Source organism: Actinomadura kijaniata (assembly GCF_014138665.1).
In the GTDB taxonomy this organism is placed as follows: domain Bacteria; phylum Actinomycetota; class Actinomycetes; order Streptosporangiales; family Streptosporangiaceae; genus Spirillospora; species Spirillospora kijaniata.
Window position 1 is genome coordinate 590,525 of sequence record NZ_JACJIA010000005.1, and the last position, 21,058, is coordinate 611,582.

At 72.8% G+C, this 21,058-nt stretch carries 19 protein-coding genes and 1 pseudogene; 15 read left to right on the forward strand and 5 right to left on the reverse strand.

All coding sequences use genetic code 11. The features are described 5' to 3' along the window. Window positions 1-61: 61 nt before the first annotated feature. Window positions 62-427: a hypothetical protein gene (locus HNR61_RS22565; protein WP_182845139.1), complete on the reverse strand. Its 366-nt coding sequence runs from the start codon at window positions 425-427 to the stop codon at window positions 62-64. Between the two features lie 858 nt (window positions 428-1,285). Further along, window positions 1,286-1,426 (reverse strand): annotated as a pseudogene (locus HNR61_RS22570) (ATP-binding cassette domain-containing protein); the annotation flags it as partial. Window positions 1,427-1,522: 96 nt separating this feature from the next. Here HNR61_RS22570 and HNR61_RS22575 point away from each other — a divergent pair. Genes HNR61_RS22575 through HNR61_RS22585 form a run of 3 tightly spaced genes read left to right on the forward strand, consistent with a single transcriptional unit; the run spans window position 1,523 to window position 4,605 of the window. Beyond that, complete coding sequence (locus tag HNR61_RS22575) at window positions 1,523-2,191, forward strand: TetR/AcrR family transcriptional regulator (protein WP_182845140.1); 669 nt, start codon at window positions 1,523-1,525, stop codon at window positions 2,189-2,191. A 51-nt stretch (window positions 2,192-2,242) separates the two neighbouring features. Continuing rightward, window positions 2,243-3,568, forward strand: coding sequence for a VWA domain-containing protein (locus HNR61_RS22580; RefSeq protein WP_182845141.1), 1,326 nt, complete (start codon window positions 2,243-2,245; stop codon window positions 3,566-3,568). Next, window positions 3,565-4,605 (forward strand): ARPP-1 family domain-containing protein, encoded by a 1,041-nt coding sequence (locus tag HNR61_RS22585; RefSeq protein WP_220509617.1) that lies wholly within the window; start codon window positions 3,565-3,567, stop codon window positions 4,603-4,605. Before HNR61_RS22580 ends, HNR61_RS22585 begins: the two co-directional genes overlap by 4 nt. Window positions 4,606-4,805: 200 nt before the next feature. Here HNR61_RS22585 and HNR61_RS22590 read toward each other — a convergent pair whose 3' ends face one another. Continuing rightward, window positions 4,806-5,219, reverse strand: a complete 414-nt coding sequence (locus HNR61_RS22590) for an acyl-CoA thioesterase (RefSeq protein WP_182845142.1) — start codon at window positions 5,217-5,219, stop codon at window positions 4,806-4,808. A gap of 80 nt (window positions 5,220-5,299) precedes the next feature. On the opposite strand from HNR61_RS22590, the gene HNR61_RS22595 reads away from it, so the two are divergent. From HNR61_RS22595 to HNR61_RS22630, 8 genes are all read left to right on the forward strand, one after another. Next, window positions 5,300-6,976, forward strand: a complete 1,677-nt coding sequence (locus tag HNR61_RS22595) for a glycoside hydrolase family 3 protein (RefSeq protein ID WP_182845143.1) — start codon at window positions 5,300-5,302, stop codon at window positions 6,974-6,976. A gap of 193 nt (window positions 6,977-7,169) precedes the next feature. Then, window positions 7,170-9,902 carry a pullulanase-type alpha-1,6-glucosidase gene (gene pulA / locus HNR61_RS22600; RefSeq protein WP_312898032.1) on the forward strand — a complete coding sequence of 911 codons (2,733 nt, stop codon included), beginning with the start codon at window positions 7,170-7,172 and terminating at the stop codon, window positions 9,900-9,902. Between the two features lie 43 nt (window positions 9,903-9,945). Next, a complete protein-coding gene (locus tag HNR61_RS22605) occupies window positions 9,946-11,817 on the forward strand; it encodes an alpha-amylase (protein ID WP_182845145.1) in 1,872 nt (623 codons plus the stop codon). A gap of 100 nt (window positions 11,818-11,917) precedes the next feature. After that, window positions 11,918-13,108 carry an LLM class flavin-dependent oxidoreductase gene (locus HNR61_RS22610; RefSeq protein WP_182845146.1) on the forward strand — a complete coding sequence of 397 codons (1,191 nt, stop codon included), beginning with the start codon at window positions 11,918-11,920 and terminating at the stop codon, window positions 13,106-13,108. Window positions 13,109-13,144: 36 nt separating this feature from the next. Further along, on the forward strand, window positions 13,145-13,819 hold the full coding sequence (locus HNR61_RS22615; protein WP_182845147.1) for a phosphatase PAP2 family protein: 675 nt from the start codon (window positions 13,145-13,147) through the stop codon (window positions 13,817-13,819). A 59-nt stretch (window positions 13,820-13,878) separates the two neighbouring features. Continuing rightward, window positions 13,879-15,168, forward strand: coding sequence for a cytochrome P450 (locus HNR61_RS22620; RefSeq protein WP_182845148.1), 1,290 nt, complete (start codon window positions 13,879-13,881; stop codon window positions 15,166-15,168). Window positions 15,169-15,268: 100 nt separating this feature from the next. Next, complete coding sequence (locus HNR61_RS22625; protein WP_182845149.1) at window positions 15,269-15,772, forward strand: hypothetical protein; 504 nt, start codon at window positions 15,269-15,271, stop codon at window positions 15,770-15,772. 73 nt (window positions 15,773-15,845) lie between these two features. Beyond that, complete coding sequence (locus HNR61_RS22630) at window positions 15,846-17,105, forward strand: erythromycin esterase family protein (RefSeq protein WP_182845150.1); 1,260 nt, start codon at window positions 15,846-15,848, stop codon at window positions 17,103-17,105. Window positions 17,106-17,153: 48 nt separating this feature from the next. Here HNR61_RS22630 and HNR61_RS22635 read toward each other — a convergent pair whose 3' ends face one another. After that, complete coding sequence (locus HNR61_RS22635; protein WP_182845151.1) at window positions 17,154-17,474, reverse strand: hypothetical protein; 321 nt, start codon at window positions 17,472-17,474, stop codon at window positions 17,154-17,156. 313 nt (window positions 17,475-17,787) lie between these two features. Between HNR61_RS22635 and HNR61_RS22640 the strand changes: the two genes are divergently transcribed. Continuing rightward, a protein-coding gene (locus HNR61_RS22640; protein WP_376770267.1) for an IS5 family transposase occupies window positions 17,788-18,593 on the forward strand; the annotation gives its coding sequence in 2 pieces (ribosomal slippage) (window positions 17,788-18,121 and window positions 18,121-18,593; 807 coding nt in all). Window positions 18,594-18,705: 112 nt separating this feature from the next. On the opposite strand, the gene HNR61_RS22645 is transcribed toward HNR61_RS22640, so the two are convergent. After that, on the reverse strand, window positions 18,706-19,401 hold the full coding sequence (locus HNR61_RS22645) for a hypothetical protein (RefSeq protein WP_182845152.1): 696 nt from the start codon (window positions 19,399-19,401) through the stop codon (window positions 18,706-18,708). A 328-nt stretch (window positions 19,402-19,729) separates the two neighbouring features. Here HNR61_RS22645 and HNR61_RS22650 point away from each other — a divergent pair, with 328 nt between their 5' ends. Genes HNR61_RS22650 through HNR61_RS22660 form a run of 3 tightly spaced genes read left to right on the forward strand, consistent with a single transcriptional unit; the run spans window position 19,730 to window position 21,017 of the window. Next, a complete protein-coding gene (locus tag HNR61_RS22650; protein WP_182845153.1) occupies window positions 19,730-19,972 on the forward strand; it encodes a hypothetical protein in 243 nt (80 codons plus the stop codon). Next, window positions 19,969-20,403 (forward strand): SRPBCC family protein, encoded by a 435-nt coding sequence (locus HNR61_RS22655; protein ID WP_182845154.1) that lies wholly within the window; start codon window positions 19,969-19,971, stop codon window positions 20,401-20,403. The genes HNR61_RS22650 and HNR61_RS22655 overlap by 4 nt, the downstream gene beginning before the upstream one ends. A gap of 5 nt (window positions 20,404-20,408) precedes the next feature. Continuing rightward, window positions 20,409-21,017 (forward strand): dihydrofolate reductase family protein, encoded by a 609-nt coding sequence (locus HNR61_RS22660; protein ID WP_182845155.1) that lies wholly within the window; start codon window positions 20,409-20,411, stop codon window positions 21,015-21,017. Window positions 21,018-21,058 lie beyond the last annotated feature (41 nt).

The window sequence follows — 21,058 nt, forward strand, 5'->3', positions numbered from 1 at the left end:
CGCCCCGCCCCCGTCTCCCGCCGCCTTCGGCCCGCTGCGCGGCGGGCTCCGACCGGATCGCTCAGCTACCCGGCGTCGCCGCCCGCTCGCCCAGGCCCAGCCGCCGGGCTTCCGACGTGATGCTGTTGCGGGACCGGCCGAACTGTTGGATCAGGACATCCCACGGCGCGGCGGTCGCCCACATCTCCCGTAGCGCGGTCCGTTCCTCCTTCGACCAGGCTTTCCCGTGGTTGCGATGCCTACCCCGCAGATCGGACGTGCGAGCGACCGCGCCCCGGTCGATCTGCCGCAGCACATCCGCAGGGACGTCGAGCACTACTTGATCATTGCTGTCCAGCAGCACCACCCGCGCCGCATCGACGGTGAGTTGAGTGTCGGTGATGCCGCCCCAAGTCTGGGCTTCCGTGAACTGAACACGCAGTGCCATGCATTCCTCCCGTCGCACCGGACCCGGTGATACCCGGACTTGACGGTCAGCATTACTCAAAGTGCCCCATGCTGTCCGCGTAACGTCCACTAAGCGGACAGCGTTCAGGTTCCTGCGATGCCGTCCCCAGGTCTCGCCCATACTTGGCTCATGACCCGCCCACAGCCTGACGAGCTGTTCGACGCTGACGCCTTCCTTGCCGGTCACTGGCCGATGGGAGTTCGCAAGGTCGAGTTGGAAGACGGTCACCCGATCTTCTACGGATCTTTCGGCCCTGATGACGTCGAGTCCGCCGAGCGCGCATGGCCAGGGCGTCCAGCCACCATCGAGCCGTGGGACCAAGGCGACCGAGGCAACTTGATCTTGCACGCATCTACCTGTGGTCCCAATACATGCGCACTGTGGAAGTAACGGCCTTCCCGCAGCGCCGCACCACTTCCGTAGGCGGACGCGCTCTAGGTTGATGCAATACCAGCCGCTCAACGCCCCAGTAGGCGCACAAGGTGTCGCTTTTTTGGTTCCCAACCAACCCCGCCCCCGCCCTTATGGGGATGCCGCCTCCGGCGGCTAGCAGTACCTAAAAGCGCTTGGGCGACCCGGCTGGCGGCCATGAAACCCCACGTCGCACGTTGGGGCGGGCGTCTCCGCCTCGGTGCAACGTGCGCGGCAGGCGGCCGGATGCGTCCTTGGCCGGGGACCCCTTCGGCGAGCCGCACCACGGGCCGATGCCGGGCAGCGAGCCGCAGCCCGTGAGCCGGTCAGGCTAAGCGGCCCGCCGCCCCGGCCAAGGCCGCATCCGTCCGCCCGCAGTGCAGGTCAACGCCCACGTCGGGCCCATATCGAGAAGTGTCACAAGTCCGTAACCGTCTTGCCCGCGCCGTTGGGCCCGAGGAACCCCACGATCTCGCCGGCGCCCACGTCCAGATCCACCCCGCGCACCGCCTCCACCGACCCCTGCCGGGTGGTGAAGGTGCGCCCCAGCCCGCGTGCCTCGATCATCTCGCTCCTCCCGTCGTGGGCAACGCGGCTACAGTAACCACGATTTTTAAGTCACTACAAGTTTTCAGTGACTCCAGCGAAGATAGACTCGGGCGCATGACCGAGGAACTGGGGCTGCGCGAGCGCAAGAAGCGGGAGACCCGCCGGCGGATCTCCGACGTCGCCACCGGGCTGTTCTGCGCGCACGGCTTCGACAACGTCACCGTCGCCGACGTCGCGCGCGCCGCCGACGTGTCGGTCAACACCGTCTTCAACTACTTCCGCACCAAGGAGGACCTGTTCTTCGACCGCCAGGAGGAGATCGTCGAGCAGGCCGCCGCCGCGCTCCGCGACCGCCGCCCCGGCGAGACGGTCGTCGCCCTGTTCCGCCGCCTGTTCCTGGAGGGCCTGGACCGGGGCGCGCACCAGACCGGCTTCCACGAGGGCTCGGAGGTGTGGGCGCGCACCGTGCGCGACAGCCCCGCCCTCACCGCCCGCCAGGAGGAGATCGGCCGCCAGGCCGAACGCCGCCTGGCCGGGGCGCTGGCCGACGAGACCGGCGCCGGCCCCGACGACATCGCCCCCCGCGTCGCCGCCGCGATGATCATGAGTGTGCAGTGGCAGCTGGTCAACGAGGTCGTCGAACGCAAACTCGCCGGTGAGACGCTGGAGGGGATGCGCCGGGACGTCTACGCCGCCGCCCGCCGCGCCTTCGACCTCCTGGAGAACGGCCTCGGCGACTACGCGCGCAAAACCTCCGAACCGGATGCTTCCGACGGAAAATAAGTGTCGGGCCGGTCACGAGGGTTCTTACACTCCATGACTGCGGAGGCAATCATGGACACCCCCACACTCCTGGCCCACCTCGAGACCCATGACACGCCGGTGCGCCTGCCCCGGGGCGGCACCCTGTGCTGGGACGACGCGGACCTGCACCGCGCCGCCCAGGCGAGCGACCCCGAGGGCTACGCCCTGCTCGCCCTGGCGCCCGGCGTCGCGCCCTGGCAGCGCGCCCGCGTGCTGCTGCAGACCCTGGCCGCCTCCCAGGCCGGGCTGGACGACCCCACGCGCGCCACCCTGGCGCGCCTGGCCCACGTCCTCACCCTCGCGCTGCCGCCCGCCCAGGTCATCACCGTCCTGCTCGCGCTGCGCCGCCTGCGCGCCAACCACAAGCACACCACCCGCGCGATCCTGCGGTTCGTGCTGGAGCACCCCGACGCCGACGCCCTCATCGCCGCCCGCCGCCCCGCCCTGACCGACTGCTTCGAGCACGCCCTCGGCAAGACCACCGCGCGCGGCTGCGCCCGCCGCGTCGCCGACGGCGACACCGGCTCGGACTACCTGCGCCGCCGCCTGCTGCGCTTCCTCGCCGACCCCGACGCCGCCCTGCCCCGCGTCAACGCCCTGTACGGCCCGGGCGACCCCGCCGCCACCGCTCCCGGCGACGCCGCCCTGACCCTCGACACCCCCCGCCGCCAACCCCCCACCGTCACCGCCACCAACCGCGGCGACATCGCCGCCACCCTCGTCCACCTCTACCGCGGCGCCCACGACGAGGACCTGTACGTCGCCCTCGGCCGCCAGGTCGCCGCCGCCGTCGCCGACCTGCCGCCGTTCCCCGGCACCCTGGCCCTGGTCCTGGACGCCTCGGCCTCAATGCGCGGCTACGGCGAACGCGAATGGGCCCTGCTGTCCCAGACCGCCGCCCTGCGCATGGTCCTGGAGCAGGTCTGCGACCGCCTGGAGGTCGTCGAGGTCGGCGGCGACGAACGCGCCCCCCGCGGCGCCACCGACCTGGCCTGCGGCCTGCTGGACGCCCTGGCGCGCGGCCCCGACCTGGTCGCCGTCGTCTCCGACGGCTACGAGAACCGCTACCCCGGCGACCTGGCGCGGCTCACCGCCGCCCTGCCGGGCGCCGGTGTCGCCACCCCCGTGGTGTTCTGCCACGCCCAGTTCACCGCCGGCGACGACCTCACCCTGCGCCGCCCCGCCCCCGCCCTCCCGCAGCGCGGGTTCTGGCACCAGGACGACTTCGCCGAACTGCTGCCCTGGATGTTCGGGCACTGCGCCGCCGGGCAGCCCTGGCTGCGCGCCGCCCTGCGCGTCCGCCTGACCGACCTGCACCGGCAGGCCGCCCACCTGACGACGAGGAGCGCCGCATGAGCGCCCCGACCACCGACCCCGGACCCGACCCGGCCGCGCCGCCGCCCGGCCCGCTCGACCTCACCGGAGCCCTCGACCTGACCGGGCACCGCCTGGGCACCCCCCAGCAGGCCGGCGCCCTCACCATGGTCCCGGTCACCGGACCCGCCCGTCCCGGCGTCACCCCGCCCCGCGGCGGCCTGAAACTGCGGCGCGTCCCCGGCTACGGCCAGGTCGAACTGCACAACGGCGCCGACACCGGGGTCGCCATCGTCCCCCTGCACCTCGGTTACATCCAGGACGCCGCCCAGAACCACGCCCTGTGCCGCTCGGCGTTCCTGGCCGCCGGCCAGTCCCTGCTGTTCACCGACGCCTGCTGCGTCCAGGAGGGCCAGGGCGGCTTCCTCGCCGAACGCGACCAGTGGTTCTTCGTGCTCCCCCTGGAACTGCGCGCCCGCGCGCTGGAACTGCGCGGCGTCCAGGGCTACAGCAAGCTGTGGACCGACATCGCCGACCTCAACACCCGCTACGGCCTGCCCCGCCGCGGCCACCTGGAACAGATCCTGTCGCGCAAGCGCCCCGTGCTCACCCAGTTCCAAAGCCGCCTGGAGCTGCAGCCCGGCCAGCTCGGCGCGCTGTTCTTCATCAACGGCCACTTCGCCGGACTGGAGATCGCCCCCGATCCCGCCTACTTCGCCGACGTGTGGGCCGCGCTGGTCTGCTTCGCCTACGGCGTGCCCGCCTGGCACCACGAACCCGGCCCCGCCGGCCGGACGGCCGAACCGCTCCGCGGGGACTCCCTGGAGGAGCTGCGCGCCGCCCTGGACGCCGACCGCGCCCACCGCGCCGCGCAGATCACCTCCTGGCTCACCCGCCTGCCCACCGGGCCGGTCCGCCTGCAACACGAGGACAGCTACCTGGACCTGCGGCTGTCCACCGTCACCGCCCCCCACCTGGCCGGGCAGGTCGTCACCGAACACGGCCGCACGGTCTACGCCTCCCTGTTCAGCACGCGGACGACGTTCGACCCGCGGACGTCCGACCCGCGGCGGACCTGACCGGCGGCCGGAGGACGACCGGGAAATCGGTTGCCCTCCGGCCGCCGACCCACTTCAATCGAATCGCGCGGGAACTGCGCCGGGCGCGTCGGAACGACACCTGATTCCAAGTCGGGAACGTTGCTGAGAACAACGAGGACTCCGACGAGGCGCCGGCCGCCCGTCCCGCACGACCCGCCCGTCCCGGCGCCTCGGCCCGGTCACTCCACGGCGAGGTACGGCCGCAACGCCGACCGCACCGTCTCGGGCATCTCCCGCTTGCGATGGGTCTCCGGATCGATGAACACGTGCCGCACCTCCCCGTCGGCGATCAGCCGTTCGCCCACGCGGAACTCCGGCCGCACCACCATGCTGGTCGTCCCCAGGTGCGCGACCGGCATCGAGATGTCCAGCAGCTCGTCGAACCGGGCCCCCTGCCGGTAGCGGATCCGCGCCTCGGCCACCACCAGGTCGTAGCCCGAGGCGACCATCGCGGTGTAGTCCCCGATCACCTCCCGCCACAGCTCGGTCACCGCCACGTCGTAGTAGAAGAGGTAGTGCCCGTTGAACACCAGGCCCTGCTGGTCGCACTCGCTGTAGCGCACCCGCAGCCGGTGCGTGAACATCTCGCCCATCGGGCAATGATCACCTACGTTCCGCCCTCCCGCATCCCCCGCGCAGGGGAGCCGGACGGCGAGGCGGCAGGCTGGACCGCATGAACGACCTCACCGGCGGCGACTCCCGGCTGGAACGGCTCCTGGACGCGATGTCCCCGCGCGACAAGGCCGCCCAGCTGTTCGTCCTGCCCGTCCACGGCGACGCCGCCCACGCCGCCGACCCCCGCAACCGCGCCTGGTACGGGGTGGACCGCCCCGCCGACCTGGTGGCCCGGCACCGTCCCGGCGGGATCGTCTACTTCGGCGGCGAGCACGGCAACCTGCGCCATCCCCGCCAGATCGCCGCGCTGTCGGACGGGCTGCAACGCGCCGCCCGCGACGCCGGGACCCTCCCGCTGCTGCTGGCCACCGACCAGGAGGGCGGCGCCGTCACCCGGCTGCCGCGCCCGGCGACCCGCACCCCCGGCGCGATGGCCCTGGCCGCCGCCCGCGACGCCGCCGCCGTCCGCGACCTGGCCCTGCTGACCGCCCGCGAGCTGCGCGCCGTCGGCGTCACCCACGCCTACGCGCCGGTCGCCGACGTCAACGCCTGCGCCGCCAACCCCGTCATCGGCGTCCGCTCCTTCGGCTCCGACCCGCGCCTGGCCGCCGTCCTGACCGCCGCCCACGTCGAGGGTTCGCAGGCCGGGGGAGTGGCCGCCACCGCCAAGCACTTCCCCGGCCACGGGGACACCGCCGTCGACAGCCACACCGGCGTCCCCGTCATCACCCACGACCGGGACACCTGGGAACGCCTGGACCTGCCGCCGCTGCGCGCCGCGCTCGACGCCGGCGTCGCCTCGGTCATGACCGGCCACCTGGTCGTTCCCGCGCTGGACCCCGCCGGCCTGCCCGCCACCCTGTCGCGGCCCGTCATCACGGGGCTGCTGCGCGACACGCTCGGCTTCGACGGCGTGGTCGTCACCGACGCCCTCGACATGCGGGGCGTGCGGGCGCGCTTCGGCGACGACCGCGTCGCGGTACTGGCGCTCAAGGCGGGCGTGGACCTGCTGCTCAAACCGCCCGCCGGACGGTTCCTCACCCAGCTCGAAGCGGTGCTGGCGGCCGTGCGGTCGGGAGAGCTCACCGAGGAGCGCCTCCACGCGTCGGCGCGGCGCGTCCTGCGCCTGAAACACCGTCTGGGGCTGCTGGACGACCCGTTCACCGACCCCGCCGCCCTCGCCCGCGTCGGCGCCCCCGAGCACCTGGCCGCCGCCCGGCGCGCCGCCGACCGCGCCGTCACCCTGCTCACCGACCGCGACCGCCTGCTGCCCCTGCCGCCGGACGCCCGCGACCTCCTGGTCACCGGATGCGGCGCCGCCGCCCTCGGCGCGGAGCTCGACCGGCGCGTTCCCGCCACCGTCGTCGAGACCGGCCCCGACCCCGCCCCCGGGCGCGTCGCCGGGGCCGTCGCCGCGGCGCGCGGCCGTGACCTGGTCGTCGCCGTCACCGACCGCGCCTGGGACACCCGCACCCGCCCCGGACAGGCCGCGCTGGTCACCGCCCTGAACGCGACCGGAGCGCCCCTGGTCGTCGTCGCCGTCGGCGACCCCTACGACATCGCCCGCTTCCCCGGCGTCCCGGCGTTCCTGGCCACCTACTCGCGCACCACCGAGGCCCTGCGCGCGGCCGCCGCCACCCTCACCGGCCACAACATCCCGCGCGGGCGGCTCCCGGTCACCATCCCCGGACCCGATGGCCGCGAGCTGTACGCGTTCGGCCATCCGGACGTCTAGGGCCGTGCTCGGCGTTCGCGAGGCTGGGATCCTTGCAATGACTTGCACGTACGGGAAGGTCTTGCCATGCCGGTGAGCATGGATTTTGCGACGCGATCGGTGATCGAGGTCGATGAGAACCCGACTTGGGTCTTGCAACTTTCTGAAAGTCTTTGTAACTTCCCGGCAACCCTTTCAACGCCGGGAGGCCCGCGTGGTCACGTCCCCCGCCCGCCGCACCTCCGCCGCCGTCCTCGTCACCGCTCTGGCCGCCGTTCTGGCCGCCGCCCTGACCGTCCCCGTGCGGCCCGCTCCCGCTCGTGCCGCCGACCGCCGCGCCCCCGATCCCGCCTCGGCCCGCGCCCACTGGATCGACCGCGCCACGCTGGCCTGGCGGACGGCCCCCGCCCCGGGCCACCGGTTCGAACTCGTCCACTCACCGGCGGGCGACCTCCGGGTCGAACGCGGCGAACTGGTCGGCGACCGGCACGCCCTTCCGCTCACCCCGGTCCCCGGCGGCCTCACCGCCGCGCAGCGGGCCCGCCGTCCGCACCTGGCCGCGCACGCCGCGTTCCGGCTCGCCCCCGGCGACGCGGCCCGCGCCGCCTCCGTCCTGCGCGGCCAGGTCGTCGCTGTCGAACGCGCGGCGGACGGCACGCTGCTGGACGCGACCGGAGTCCAGATCCCCGGCGTCCTCGACGACGTGTACGGCGCGGCCGCCCGCGCCGAACTCGGGCCGGTCTGGCGGCGCGGCACGCCCACCCTCGCCGTGTGGGCGCCCACCGCCCGCGACGTGGCCCTGGACCTGGACGGCCGCCGGATCGCCATGCGGCGCGACGACGCCACCGGCGTCTGGTCGGTCACCGGCCGCCCCGGCTGGAAGGGCCGCCCCTACGCCTACGCGGTCACGGTGTTCGCCCCCGCCGCGGGCCGGATCGTCACCAACGTCGTCACCGACCCCTACAGCCCGGGCCTGACCGCCGACTCGCGCCGCAGCCTGCTCCTCGACCTGGCCGACCCGGCCCTGGCCCCGCCCGGCTGGCCCGCGCTGCGCAAGCCCCGCCCGGCGCGCCGCGCCGCGATCTACGAGCTGCACGTGCGCGACTTCTCGGCGTCGGACCGGACCGTGCCCGAACGGCTGCGCGGCACCTACGCCGCGTTCACCCGCCGCGGAACCGCCGGGACGCGGGCGCTGGCGCGGCTGTCCCGCGACGGGTTCACCCACGTCCACCTGCTTCCGGCGTTCGACTTCGCCAGCGCGCCCGAGCGCCGCGCCGACCAGCGGGCGCCCGCCTGCGACCTGGCCGCGTTCCCCGCCGACTCCGACGCCCAGCAACGCTGCGTCGCCGCCACCCGGGACGCCGACGCGTTCAACTGGGGCTACGACCCGCTGCACTACACCGTCCCCGAAGGCTCCTACGCCACCGACCCCGACGGCCCCGCGCGCGTCCGCGAGTTCCGGGAGATGGTGGCCGGTCTGAACCGGACCGGGCTGCGGGTGGTGATGGACGTCGTCTACAACCACACCTTCGCCGCCGGGCAGGACCCGCGCTCGGTCCTGGACCGCGTCGTGCCCGGCTACTACCACCGGCTGGACGACAACGGGGCGGTGACCACCTCCACCTGCTGCGCCAACACCGCGCCCGAGCACGCGATGATGGGCAGGCTCGTCGTCGACTCGGTCGTCACGTGGGCGCGGCGGTACAAGGTGGACGGCTTCCGCTTCGACCTGATGGGCCACCACCCCCGGGCGAACATCCTGCGGGTGCGGCGCGCCCTGGACCGGCTCACCGTCGGGCGCGACGGCGTCGACGGCCGGTCGGTCGTGCTGTACGGGGAGGGCTGGGACTTCGGGGAGGTCGCCGGGAACGCCCGGTTCGTCCAGGCCACCCAGGCGGCCATGGCCGGGACCGGCGTCGCGACGTTCAACGACCGGCTGCGGGACGCGGTGCGCGGCGGCGGCCCGTTCGACGCCGACCCGCGCGTCCAGGGCTTCGGCTCGGGACTGTGGACCGCGCCGAACGACTCCCCGGCCAACGGCGCCGAGCCCGCGCAGCGCGCGCGCCTGCTGCACCTGGCCGACCAGATCAAGGTCGGGCTCACCGGCAACCTGCGCGACTACCGGTTCACCGCCTCCGGCGGCCGCGCCGCCACCGGCGCGCAGATCGACTACAACGGCGCGCCCACCGGCTACACGGCCGCACCCGGCGAGGCCGTCACCTACGTGGACGCCCACGACAACGAGACGCTCCACGACGCGCTCGCCTACAAGCTGCTCCGGAACACCACGATGGCCGACCGGACGCGGATGCAGGCGCTGTCGCTGTCCACCGCCCTGCTGTCCCAGGGCATGCCGCTGGTGCACGCGGGCTCGGAACGGCTGCGCTCCAAGTCGCTGGACCGCAACTCCTACGACTCCGGGGACTGGTTCAACCGGATGCACTGGGACTGCCGCCTCGGCAACGCCTTCGGCGGCGGCCTGCCCCCGGCCGCCGACAACCAGGACAAGTGGTCCCACGCCCGCCCCCTGCTCGCCGACCCCCGCCTCAGGCCCGGCTGCGCCGACATCGACGCGACGCGCGAACGCGTCGGCGAGCTGCTGCGCGTCCGCGCCTCCACGCCGCTGTTCGCCCTGGACGACGCCGGCCAGGTCCAGCGCCGGCTGTCGTTCCCGCTCAGCGGCACGCCGGGGGAGGCCCCCGGCGTGATCACCATGCGGCTCGACGGGCGCGGTCTCGACCCCCGCTGGCGGTCCGTCACCGTCGTGTTCAACGCGACCCCGCACGTCCAACGGCAGACCGTCCCCGCCCTGGCGGGCACGGCGACGCGGCTGCACCCCGTCCAGGCCGCCTCCTCCGATCCGGTCGTCCGGACGGCGTCGGCCGACACCGCGACCGGCACGCTCCAGGTCCCGGGCCGGACCGTCGCGGTGTTCGTCCAGCGCTGACCGGGCCGCGCCGGACCCCCTCCTCCCACCCCAAGGAGAACCCATGCGGATCCCCCGTTCCCCGGTGGCCGCGGCGGCGCTGCTGCTGGCGACCCCCGTCGCGACCGCCCTCACCCCGCAGCCCCGGGCGCTCGCCGCCCCGCCGGGCGGAAGGACGGTCATCGTCCAGCTGTTCCAGTGGCCGTGGAAGTCCGTCGCCGCCGAATGCGAGACCTTCCTCGGCCGCAAGGGCTACGGCGCGGTGCAGGTCTCGCCGCCCCACGAACACGTCGTCCTCCCCGACGCCGGGGACGGCGGCCACCCCTGGTGGCAGGACTACCAGCCCGTCAGCTACGACCTCGACAGGCTGAGGACCCGGCGCGGCGACCTCGCCGACTTCAAGGACATGGTGGCCCGCTGCCACGCCGGCGGCGTGAAGATCTACGCCGACGCGGTCGTCAACCACACGACCGGCGTGTCCGGCGGCCAGGGCTCGGCGGGCACCCGCTTCCCCGACAAGTACACCTACCCGGGAACGTTCTCCGACGCCGACTTCCACACCTGCCGCCGCCCCATCCGCGACTACCGCGACCGCTGGGAGGTACAGAACTGCGAGCTGGAGAACCTGGCCGACCTGAAGACCGAGAGCCCCTACGTGCGAACCCGTCTGGGCCGGTACCTCAAGGACCTGGCCTCGCTGGGCGTGGACGGGTTCCGGCTCGACGCGAGCAAGCACATGCCCGCCGCCGACATCGCCGCGATCCTGCGCGAGACGCGCGCGCACATCGACGCCGACCCGTCCTACACCGGCACCCGCGACCCCTACGTCTACCAGGAGGTCCTGTACGGGAGCGGCGAACCGGTCAGGCCGTCGGAGTACCGCGGCAACGGCGACCTCAAGGAGGTCCAGGCCATGAACTTCATCTCCAGGAAGTTCTGGAGCGCCGCCGACCCCGCCGACCGGATCCACCAGCTCCACGCGTTCCCCGTGGGCTGGGGCGACGACATGGAGGCGGGCGACAGGGCCGTGGTGATGGTCGACAACCACGACAGCCAGCGCGACGCGCTCCCGGCCGCCGACGGCGGCCAGGACCGCCAGATCCTCACCTACAAGAAGGGCGCCGCGTACCGGCTCGCCAACGTCTTCCTGCTCGGCTGGGACTACGGCACCCCGCTGGTGATGTCCAGCTTCGGGTTCACCCGGCGCGACACCAGCCCACCCCGCACGGCCGACGGCACCACCACGCCCGTCACCTGCGACGGCGCGAACTGGATCTGCGAACACCGCCACAGCGAGACCGCCGACATGGTCGGCTTCCGCAACGCGGTCGGCGACACCCCGGTCAACAAGGCCGCCGACGCCCCCGAGCAGGACTGGTACAGCGACCGTTCCGAGGGCGGCCCCGGCAACAAGATCGCTTTCAGCCGCGGCGCGAAGGGCTACGTCGTCATCAACCGCGACGAGACCACCGGCTGGAACCGCACCTACCGGACCCGGCTGCCCGCCGGGCGCTACTGCAACGTCATCGGCGGCGACCATGACCCCGCCGCCCGTAGCTGCAAGGCCACCCACGTCGTCACCGTCGCCGCCGACGGCACCTTCACCGCCGACGTCCCCAGGATGAGCGCCCTCGCCCTCCACGTCGGCGCCACCGTCGAGGGCCCCGGCGGCACCCCCGACACCGTGATCAACGTTCACCGGGACGTCGGCTGGGGCAACCGCATCACCCTGCGCGGCGGCACCGCCCCCTTGAGCTGGTCCGCCGGCCACGACTGCGTCAACCACTCCGCCGCCCTCTGGAGGTGCACGGTGAAGGGCGTCCCCGCCGGACGCCCCTTCGAGTACAAGCCGCTCATCAACGACACCCGATGGTCACTCGGCCCCAACCACACCGCCACCGGAGGCCAGACCGTCGACATCCACCCGACCTTCTGAGCAGGTCCCTGTCCGGCGGAGGCGCGCGAGGCTCGACGGGCGGTCGTGCGGATGATAGGCACGTTCCGAACGCCGTTCTAGATGACGACCGGGGGTTCCGATGACCGCACCCGCCCCGACCGGCCCCGCCGCCCCGACCGGCCCGCAGCGCTTCGGCGTCTTCCTCGCCCCCTTCCATCCCGCCGGCCAGAACCCCACCCTGGCCCTGCACCGCGACCTGGACCTGCTGGTCCACCTGGACGCCCTCGGCTTCGACGAGGCGTGGATCGGCGAGCACCACTCGGCCGGATTCGAGATCATCGCCTCGCCGGAGGTGTTCATCGCCGTCGCCGCCGAACGCACCCGCCACCTGCGCCTGGGCACCGGCGTGTCGTCGCTGCCCTACCACCACCCGCTGATGCTGGCCGACCGCATGGTGCTGCTGGACCACCTCACCCGCGGCCGCGTCATGCTCGGCGTCGGCCCCGGGGCCCTGCCCTCCGACGCCCACATGATGGGCATCGAGGTCGCCCGCCAGCGCGACATGATGGAGGAGGCCCTGGAGGCCGTCCTCCTGCTGCTGCGCACCGAGGAGCCGGTCACGATGAAGACCGACTGGTTCGAGCTGCGCGACGCCCGCCTGCAACTACGTCCCCACCAGCGCGAGCTGGAGGTCGCGGTCGCCGCCATGGTGTCCCCGTCCGGGCCGCGCGCCGCCGGGCGCTTCGGCTGCTCCCTGCTGTCGCTGGGCGCCACCCAGGCCGCCGGGTTCGACGCCCTCGGCTACCACTGGGGCGTCATGGAGGAACGCGCCGCCAGGTACGGCACCGCCGCCGACCGCGACCGCTGGCGGCTGGTCGGCCCCATGCACCTGGCCGAGACCCGCGAGCGGGCCGCCCGCGACGTGGCGTTCGGGCTGGCCGACTGGATCGGCTACTTCCGCAACGTCGCCGCCCTGCCCATCGCCCCCGACACCGACGACCCCGAACGGCTCGTCGAGGCCGTCAACTCCACCGGCCTCGGCGTCATCGGCACCCCCGAGGACGCCGTCGCCCAGATCCGGCGCCTGGCCGACCAGTCCGGCGGGTTCGGCACCTACCTGCTGATGGCCCACGAGTGGGCCGACATCGCCGCCACCCGCCGTTCCTACGAGCTGTTCGCCCGCCACGTCGCCCCCGCCTTCCAGGGGACGGCCCGCGCCCCGGCCGCCAGCCGCGACTGGGCCGCCGCCAACCGGCCCCGGTTCATCGGCGCCGCCACCGACGCCATCATGGCCAAGGTCCAGCAGCAGGCCGAGGAGTCCGGCCGGTGAACGGGGGCGCCCGCCCCATGCGGCAGGATCGAGGGCATGCAGGTGCTCCGATCGGGGGGCGGGCGCCTCCTGTCCCCGCCGTACGCGCTGCCGCTGCTGGCGGCCGTCCTCACCGTGGCGACCACGCTCGACGTGCTGGCGGGCGGGCCGCTGCGCCGCTTCGACGGCTGGGTGTTCGCCGACGGGCTGCCACCGCGCACCGGGGCCTGGCACCTGTTCTGGCGCACCGTCGTCAACGGCGGCCAGTACTGGCTGGTCGGCGGCCTCACCGCGCTGGCGGCGCTGTGGGCGTCCCGGCGCGCCCGCGACCCGTGGCTGCTGGCGGGCACGGCGGTGTGGCTGGTGGCCAGTGAGCTGCTCATCCGCGCCGCGCAGATCGCCTTCGGCCGCACCCCGCCGCTCAGCGGCCGCGACGTGCTGTTCGCCGACGGCTACCTGTCCTACCCCTCCGGGCACGCCGCCAACGCCGCCGCCTGCCTGACGATGCTGGTCGCCCTCACCGGCGCCTCCCGCCGCCGGGCGGCCGCCGCGCACATCCTGATCGTCGGCGTCGCCGTCGCCGTGGTCACCCTGGGCTACCACTGGCCCACCGACGCCCTCGCCGGATGGGGCCTGGGCACCGTGCTGGGCTTCGCGGGCCGCATGCTGGTGCGGGAACGCGCCCGGCGCCGCCCCGGGCCGGGCGGGTCACGGGACAGCGCCGGGCCTTGACCGTAAGCTGACGCTTACCCAAGCATGGAGCCGACATCGGCGAGAAAGGCGGCACGACGGTGACCACCCCGGCGACCCTGCGGGTCGAGGACATCGACATCAGCGACCTGCGGTTCTGGCAGCGGCCCCGTCCCGAACGCGAGGCCGCGTTCGCCGTGCTGCGCGCCGCGGGCGCCCCCCGCCTCTTCGCCGAGCCCGAGGTGCCCTTCACCCGGCGCGGCGACGGCTACTGGGCCCTGGTGCGGCACGCCGACGTCGTCGAGGCCAGCCGCAACCCCAAGGTCTTCTCCAGCGAGCCCAACGCCACCAGCATGGTGGACTCCCCGTCCTGGCTGCGCCGCTACATCAGCTCCATGATCGACATGGACGATCCGCGGCACGCCAAGATCCGCCGGATCGTGTCCCGCGCGTTCACGCCCAAGACCCTCGCCAAGACCGAGGACGACATCGCCCGCCGCGCCGCCCGCATCGTCGACGAGCTGGTCGCCTCGGGCCCCGGCGACTTCATCCCCAAGGTCGCCGTGCGGCTGCCGGTCGAGGTCATCTGCGACATGCTCGGCATCCCCGACTCCTACTACCCGCGCGTCGTGCGGCTGACCAACATCGTGCTGGGCAACACCGACGCCGAGTACACCGGCATCACCCCCGAGATGGGCCGGCTGCGCACCGGCCTCGGCCTGGCCAAGGTCGCGCTGGCCAGCCGCGAACTCCACGCGATCGCCGCCAAGCTCGGAAGGGAACGCGTCGCCGAGCCGACCGGCGACCTGACCTCCGCGCTGGTGAACGCGAACGTCGACGGCGAGAAGCTCACCACCCGCGAGTTCGGCACGTTCTTCCTGCTGCTGGTGGTCGCCGGGAACGAGACCACCCGCACCGCCCTCGCCCACGGCCTGAAGCTGCTGACCGACAACCCCGACCAGCGCGACCTGCTGCTGGGCGACTTCGACACCCACATCGCCGGGGCCGTGGAGGAGATCGTCCGCTGCTCCACCCCGGTCATCACCTTCCGCCGCAACGTCACCGAGGACCACGAGATGAACGGCCACGCCTACCGCAGGGGCGACAAGGTGATGCTGTTCTACAACTCGGCCAACCGCGACGAGACGGTCTTCCCCGACCCCGACCGCTTCGACATCACCCGCCCCAACGTGCGCGACCACGTCGGCTTCGGCGGACCCGGCCCGCACTTCTGCCTGGGCGCGAACCTGGCCCGCCGCGAGATCACGGTGATGTTCCGCGAGCTGTTCACCCGCCTGCCCGACCTGCGCGCCGCCGGCGAACCCGACTACCTGACCTCCAGCTTCATCAACGGCATCAAACGCCTACCCTGCACCTTCACCGCCCCCTGACCCGCCTGGCCGACCCCGTGTCCGGCGGTCCCCGGAACCGGGGGACGTCGGACGGCGTCTATGGGGGATGGCGCGCGGACTGATCGTTTGGGTGCTGACCGTGGGCGCCGTCGTTTCCGGTGTCGTCCTGGCGACCCCTGATCGAGCCTGCGCGTGCAGTTGCGCGCGCGTCACCGACGCGGAGGCGTACGCGCGCGCCGACGCGGTGTTCACCGGACGCCCGGCCCTGCGCGAGTCGGAGAACGGCGGGAGCGTCACCCTCGTCTTCGAGGTGAGCGCCGTGCACAAGGGCCAGGTCGCGCGCCGGCAAGGCGTCCGGACCGCGAGTTCGGGGGCCGGTTGCGGGCTGGAGGTGGCGATGGGGCGTGAGTACCTGGTCTTCGTGACGCGGGACGAGGGTGGACCGGCGGCGTCGCTGTGCGGCGGCACCCGGGCGGCGGACAGACCTCTCGCGGTGCCCTCCGCGCCGACGGGCACGCCTCTCGCCGGACGCGCCGGTCCCGTTGACGAGGGCCTGTCATCGACGGCATGGGTGATGATCGCGGGCGGCCTGGCCGTGCCGATCGTGCTCGGCCTGGTCCTCGCCTCGCGGAGACGAAGCTGACCGGTGGACCGCCGACTCAGGGCTCGTGACCTGGGGGAACCGCCATCCGGGGCCTCCCTGTTATGATCTTGACATGGCCGTTGACGGCTGGCTCGCCCACCACGCGGTGGCCCTCACCACGCTGGACCCGGACGTCCCGCTCGACGACCTCGAGCCGCTGCGCGACATCATCGGCGGCGCCCGGGTCGTGGCGGTCGGCGAGAACGCCCACTTCGTCCGCGAGTTCACCCTCGCCCGGCAGCGCATCCTGCGCTTCCTGGCCGAACGGTGCGGGTTCACGCTCCTCGCCCTGGAGTTCGGCTTCAGCGAAGGACTCGAACTGGACCCGTGGATCCAGGGCGTCGGCGCGGAGGCGGATCTCGCGCGGATCAGCGAGAACGCCGACACCTGGGGCATCGGGGAGCTGCTGCGCTTCGTCCGCGGGCACAACATCTCCTCCGGCCGCCCGGTGCGCTTCGCCGGCATCGACATCCCGCAGGCCGGCGGGTCGCTCCTCCCGGCGCTGGTCCCGGTGGCCGGATACCTCCAGGACGTCGATCCCGACGCCGTGCCGCTGGCGGAGTCCGCGATCGGCATCGCCGCGCGGCTCGCCGGTGGCTCCGGGGCCTCGGCCGTCCCCGCGCGGGCGGAGCTCGGCACCGCCCGGCAGGACGCCCTGACCGCCGCGCTGGCCCGGCTGCGGCTGCGCTTCCGCGCGCTGGAGCCGCTCTACGTCCCGCGCAGCGATCAGCACCGCTACGACACCGCGATGTGGCGGCTGGAAGCCGCCGTCCACGCCGACGACGCGCTCCGGGCGACGGCCGGGCTGTTCGACGGGACGGCCCCGCCCGCCGACCTCTCGGTCCGCGACCGGTACATGGCCGAATCGGTGCGGTGGCACCTCTCGCGCTCCGCCCCGGGAACCCGCGTCGTGCTGGCCGCCCACAACAACCACATCCAGAAGCACCCCGTGGCCTACGACGGCCGCCTCACCACCCTGCCGATGGGGCTGCACCTGCACCGGACGCTGGGCGACGACTACTTCGCGCTGGCGCTCACCAGCACCGCCGACCGCACCGTCGAGATGCGTCCAGACCCGAACGCCTCCCTCGGTTTCACGATCGCCGACACCCCGCTCGGCCCGCCGGAGCCCGGAAGCGTCGAGGCCGCCGCGCTCGACGCGGGGATCGGACCGGGGCTGATCGACCTGCGCCCCGCCCGCGCCGCGGGCCGGTCCGGCGAGCTCACCCGGATGCGGACGCAGAGCACCACCCTCACCATGCCGGTCCCCGACGCCTTCGACGCCGTCCTGGTCACCCCGACCGTCACCATGCAGGAAGGCATCGGAGCCTGACCGGCGTCCCGGCCCGACCGCGTCATCGCCTCCGGCGCCGTGGCGCGCTCAGCGGGGTTCGGGAAGGCCGAGCCTCTCCCGCAGCTCCGCCAGGCCCCGCGTGCGTTCGTCGTCGCGCCGGTCCTCGACGAAGGTGTGGAGCGCGAGCACCAGCCCGCGACCGCGCTCGTACCGTTCGTCGCTCCAGCTCCTCAGACGCCCCAGGGCCGCGTGCACCGGCTCGAACTCCGCGGGGAACGGGTAAAGGCCGAGGTCCACGAGAGCGGGACGGCTGACCTCCTTGTGGCCGAGGACGGCCTCGAAGGGCTCCCGCACCACCGCTCCCTCCGAGACGCCGCTGTTCTCCATCTGCTCGTAGACAAGGTCCACGTTGAACGTGCCTCATCCAGGGAGCTCTGGAACTCCGGGGTGAGCATCACGGCGGCCAGGGGGCCCAGCCAGGGGTCCTCGCCCGCGGCCACCTGTTCCAGCCATGCCCGGACACGCTGGTGCGTCCCGCACCGGCGATCGTGGTCAGCAGGGTCCGCGCCTGCGAGATGCCACCCGCCCGGTACGCCGCCAGCCCGCGCCCGACCTCGTCCGGCACGGGGCTGAGAGTTCCTAACGCAATGAGGTCTAGCGCGGCCCAGGCAGCGGGCGTTGGCTGGAGGGTATGGGTCGGAGACGACAGTCACCCCCGTGGATGGTGTCGGACGAGCTGTGGGTCCGGATCGAGCCGTTGTTGCCGGTGGTCCAGCGGCGTTACCGCTATCCGGGCCGCAAGTGCCTGGACGACCGCCAAGCCCTGTGCGGCATCCTGTTCGTCCTGCATACCGGGATCGCCTGGGAGTACCTGCCCCAGGAGTTGGGGTTTAGGTCGGGTATGACGTGCTGGCGGCGGCTGCGGGACTGGAACCAGGCGAAGGTGTGGCACCGGTTGCACGAGGTGTTGCTGGCCGAACTGCGCACAGCCGATCAGATCGACTGGTCTCGGGCGGTGATCGACAGCTCGCACGTGCGGGCACTGCGAGGCGGCCCAAAACCGGGCCGAGCCCGGTCGACCGCGGCCGACCGGGCTCCAAACACCACCTGATCTGCGACGGCGGCGGCATCCCCCTGGCCGTCACCCTGACCGGTGGCCACCGCAACGACGTCACCCAGATCCTTCCGCTTCTGGCGGCGATCCCGCCCATCCGCGGCAAGGTCGGACGACCCTGGTGCAGGCCGCCGGTGGTCTACGCCGATCGCGGCTATGACCATGACAAGTACCGCCGCCTGCTGCGCAAGAAGGGCATCCGACCCAAGATCGCCCGGCGCGGCAGCCCGCACGGGTCGGGTCGGGGCGTCTACCGGTGGGTGGTGGAGCAGACCCTGGCGTTGCTGCACTGGTTCGGCCGGTTGCGCATCCGTTGGGAACGTCGCGACGACATCCACGAGGCGTTCCTGATGCTGGCCTGCGACATCATCTGCTGGCGACGCCTCCGACGCACATTGCGTCAGGAGCTCTAAACGGCCGCTAGTGGGGAATCTCAACTGGCCGCTAACCATCTGGCCTGCCTTGGAGTCCCTTGTATGCGAGAGAGGGCCATCGGAGCTTCGTCACTGCCCCCTCTCGGGAGGTTCAGACCTTGGCGGTGATCGACTGGATCACTGCGGGGTAGATCTGCTTCTCAAGGGTTCTGCGGGGCTCGATGATGTCATCGCCTTCGATGCTCTTGAAGGTGGCGGGCCACCTCAGCACGGCGATCGAGAACATGAGCGGTCCGCGGTGGCACATGACGGAGTCGGGCATGCGCCACGTGCTGCCCTGCTCGTAGTAGAAGCACGCCTCGGCGCCCGGGGCCTTCAGATCACCGTCCTCGTCACGCTGCCAGCCCCTCTTTCTGATGGCGAAGGACTTCGCCACCACTGCGGGGTCACCGATGGCCTCGATCCGGATCCAGATGTTGTTCCAGCGGTACATGTCCCTGGCGATGTGGTGGGGAAGGCTCACTTCGTAGTCGCAGTCGGCATGAGGTGCCTTGTCGGTGGCGACCCGACGACCGGAGGAGTCCAAGCGGTCGACCTCACTCCGGCTCGCCTTGGTTTTGATGGCTTCGGCCTGTGGCAGGATCGCCTGGAGTTCTTTCTTGCTGAGCAGGTCACAGGCGTTCGGCCACTGCGCGGGGTTGACCGTCTGACGCGGCTTCCAAGCGATGCCGATCTTCCTGGCCTCTGGTCGTGCCTGTCCCACCGCGACCGTCGTATCCCTGGCGCAGGCCGTCAGCGCGACACACGCCACCATCACTGCGGCGCTCACCATGCGACGTCGCAACATCACTTTCCCCGTTTTCCCTAGTCAAGGTGGTTCTCGCCCACTCATCGACGTTGTGATGCCGGCTCCGGTTCCCTTTCGCCGCGAGGCCGTGCTGACCGGAACCTGTGAAACGGGCAACTCTAGAGGAACCTGTGCGTGGGAGCCCTCGGCGAGATCCTTGTCAACGCCCGCCAGCCCGATCACGCCAGACCTCAGTGCGTTAGGAACGCTTAACGGCTCGGGCGCTCCGTCACGTCGGCCCCCAGTGCGAGCCATCGCCTGGGGGCTTTCGGCTGTCCCGGCCCCGTCCGCGTCGGGATCCATTGATTTACCGTGCTACATTGTTACCATGGTACAAATCGAACGGGCCCAGACCGGGCTGCGGATCGAACGGAACCTCCTCAAGGTCCTCAAAGGGCTGGCCGAATACCTGGACATGCCCCTGGGTGAGCTGGTCGAGGGCATCACCCTGCACGTCTTCGAGGGCAAGGCGCCCTTCTCGGCCGAGACCCTCCAGAAGATCGAGCAGCTCAAGGTCGTCTACGACCTGACCCTGACCGCCCAGGACGCCCACCGGCTGGTCGAGAAGTGACCGCCCGGCACACGCTGACGGGGCGCCTCACCGTTCCCCTCCCGCCGGAGGAGGCGTTCACGCTCTTCACGCCGCGCGGCGAGGAACGCTGGGTCGAGGGCTGGCGGCCCCGCTTCCCGGCTCCGGCGCCCGACGACACGGCGCCGGGCACCGTCTTCGAGACCTCGCACGCCGAACCCACCACCTGGGTGGTGCTCGAACGCCGGCCGGGCCGCCGCATCTCCTACGCCCGGGTCACCCCCGGCGTGCGGGCCGGCACCGTCACGGTCACCCTCACCGCCGACGGCGACCGGCGCTCGACCGTCGAGGTCACCTACGACCTCACCGCGCTGACGCCCGGCGCCGCCGAGGACCTGGACCGGTTCGCCGCCGACTACCCGGCGTTCCTGCGCTCCTGGCAGGACGCTCTCACCCACGCAGACGAAGGATGACCACGATGACGACGCACCACGACGGCCGCAAGGTCGTCGGCAACATCGCCCTGTCGCTGGACGGCCGCATCACCGGGCCCGGCGGCGCGTACGACATGGGCTGGATCGGCCCGCACGCGATCAGCGACGGCGCCCGCGACCACCTCGCCCGCCTCACTGGGGCGGCCACCACCGTCCTGCTCGGCCGCAAGAACTACGAGGGCTTCGGCGGCTACTGGCCGACCGTCGCCCAGGACCCGGCCGCCGACCCCCGGGACCGGGCGTTCGCCCAGTGGCTCGACGCCACTGAGAAGGTCGTGCTCTCCACCACCCTCACCGAGCCGACCTGGCAGAACTCCCGCATCCTCGCGACCGACCCGGCCGCGGCGGTCAAGGACCTGCGGGGGATGCCCGGCGGCGACATCCTCGTCCTGGCCAGCGCCGACGTCATCACCGCCCTGCTGCGGGCCGGCGAGCTGGACCGGCTGAGCGTCACCCAGTGCCCTGAGATCGTCGGCGGCGGGCGCCGCCTGTTCGACGACGGCCTGCCCGCGTCGAGCTGGCGTCCCGCCGGGCCTCCCGCCGTCACCGACAGCGGCGCGCTCTGCCTCCTCTACGACCGCGTCGGAGGCTGACCGCCCGCCGCCCCTGACGCGACACCGTCCTCGCGGGCCGC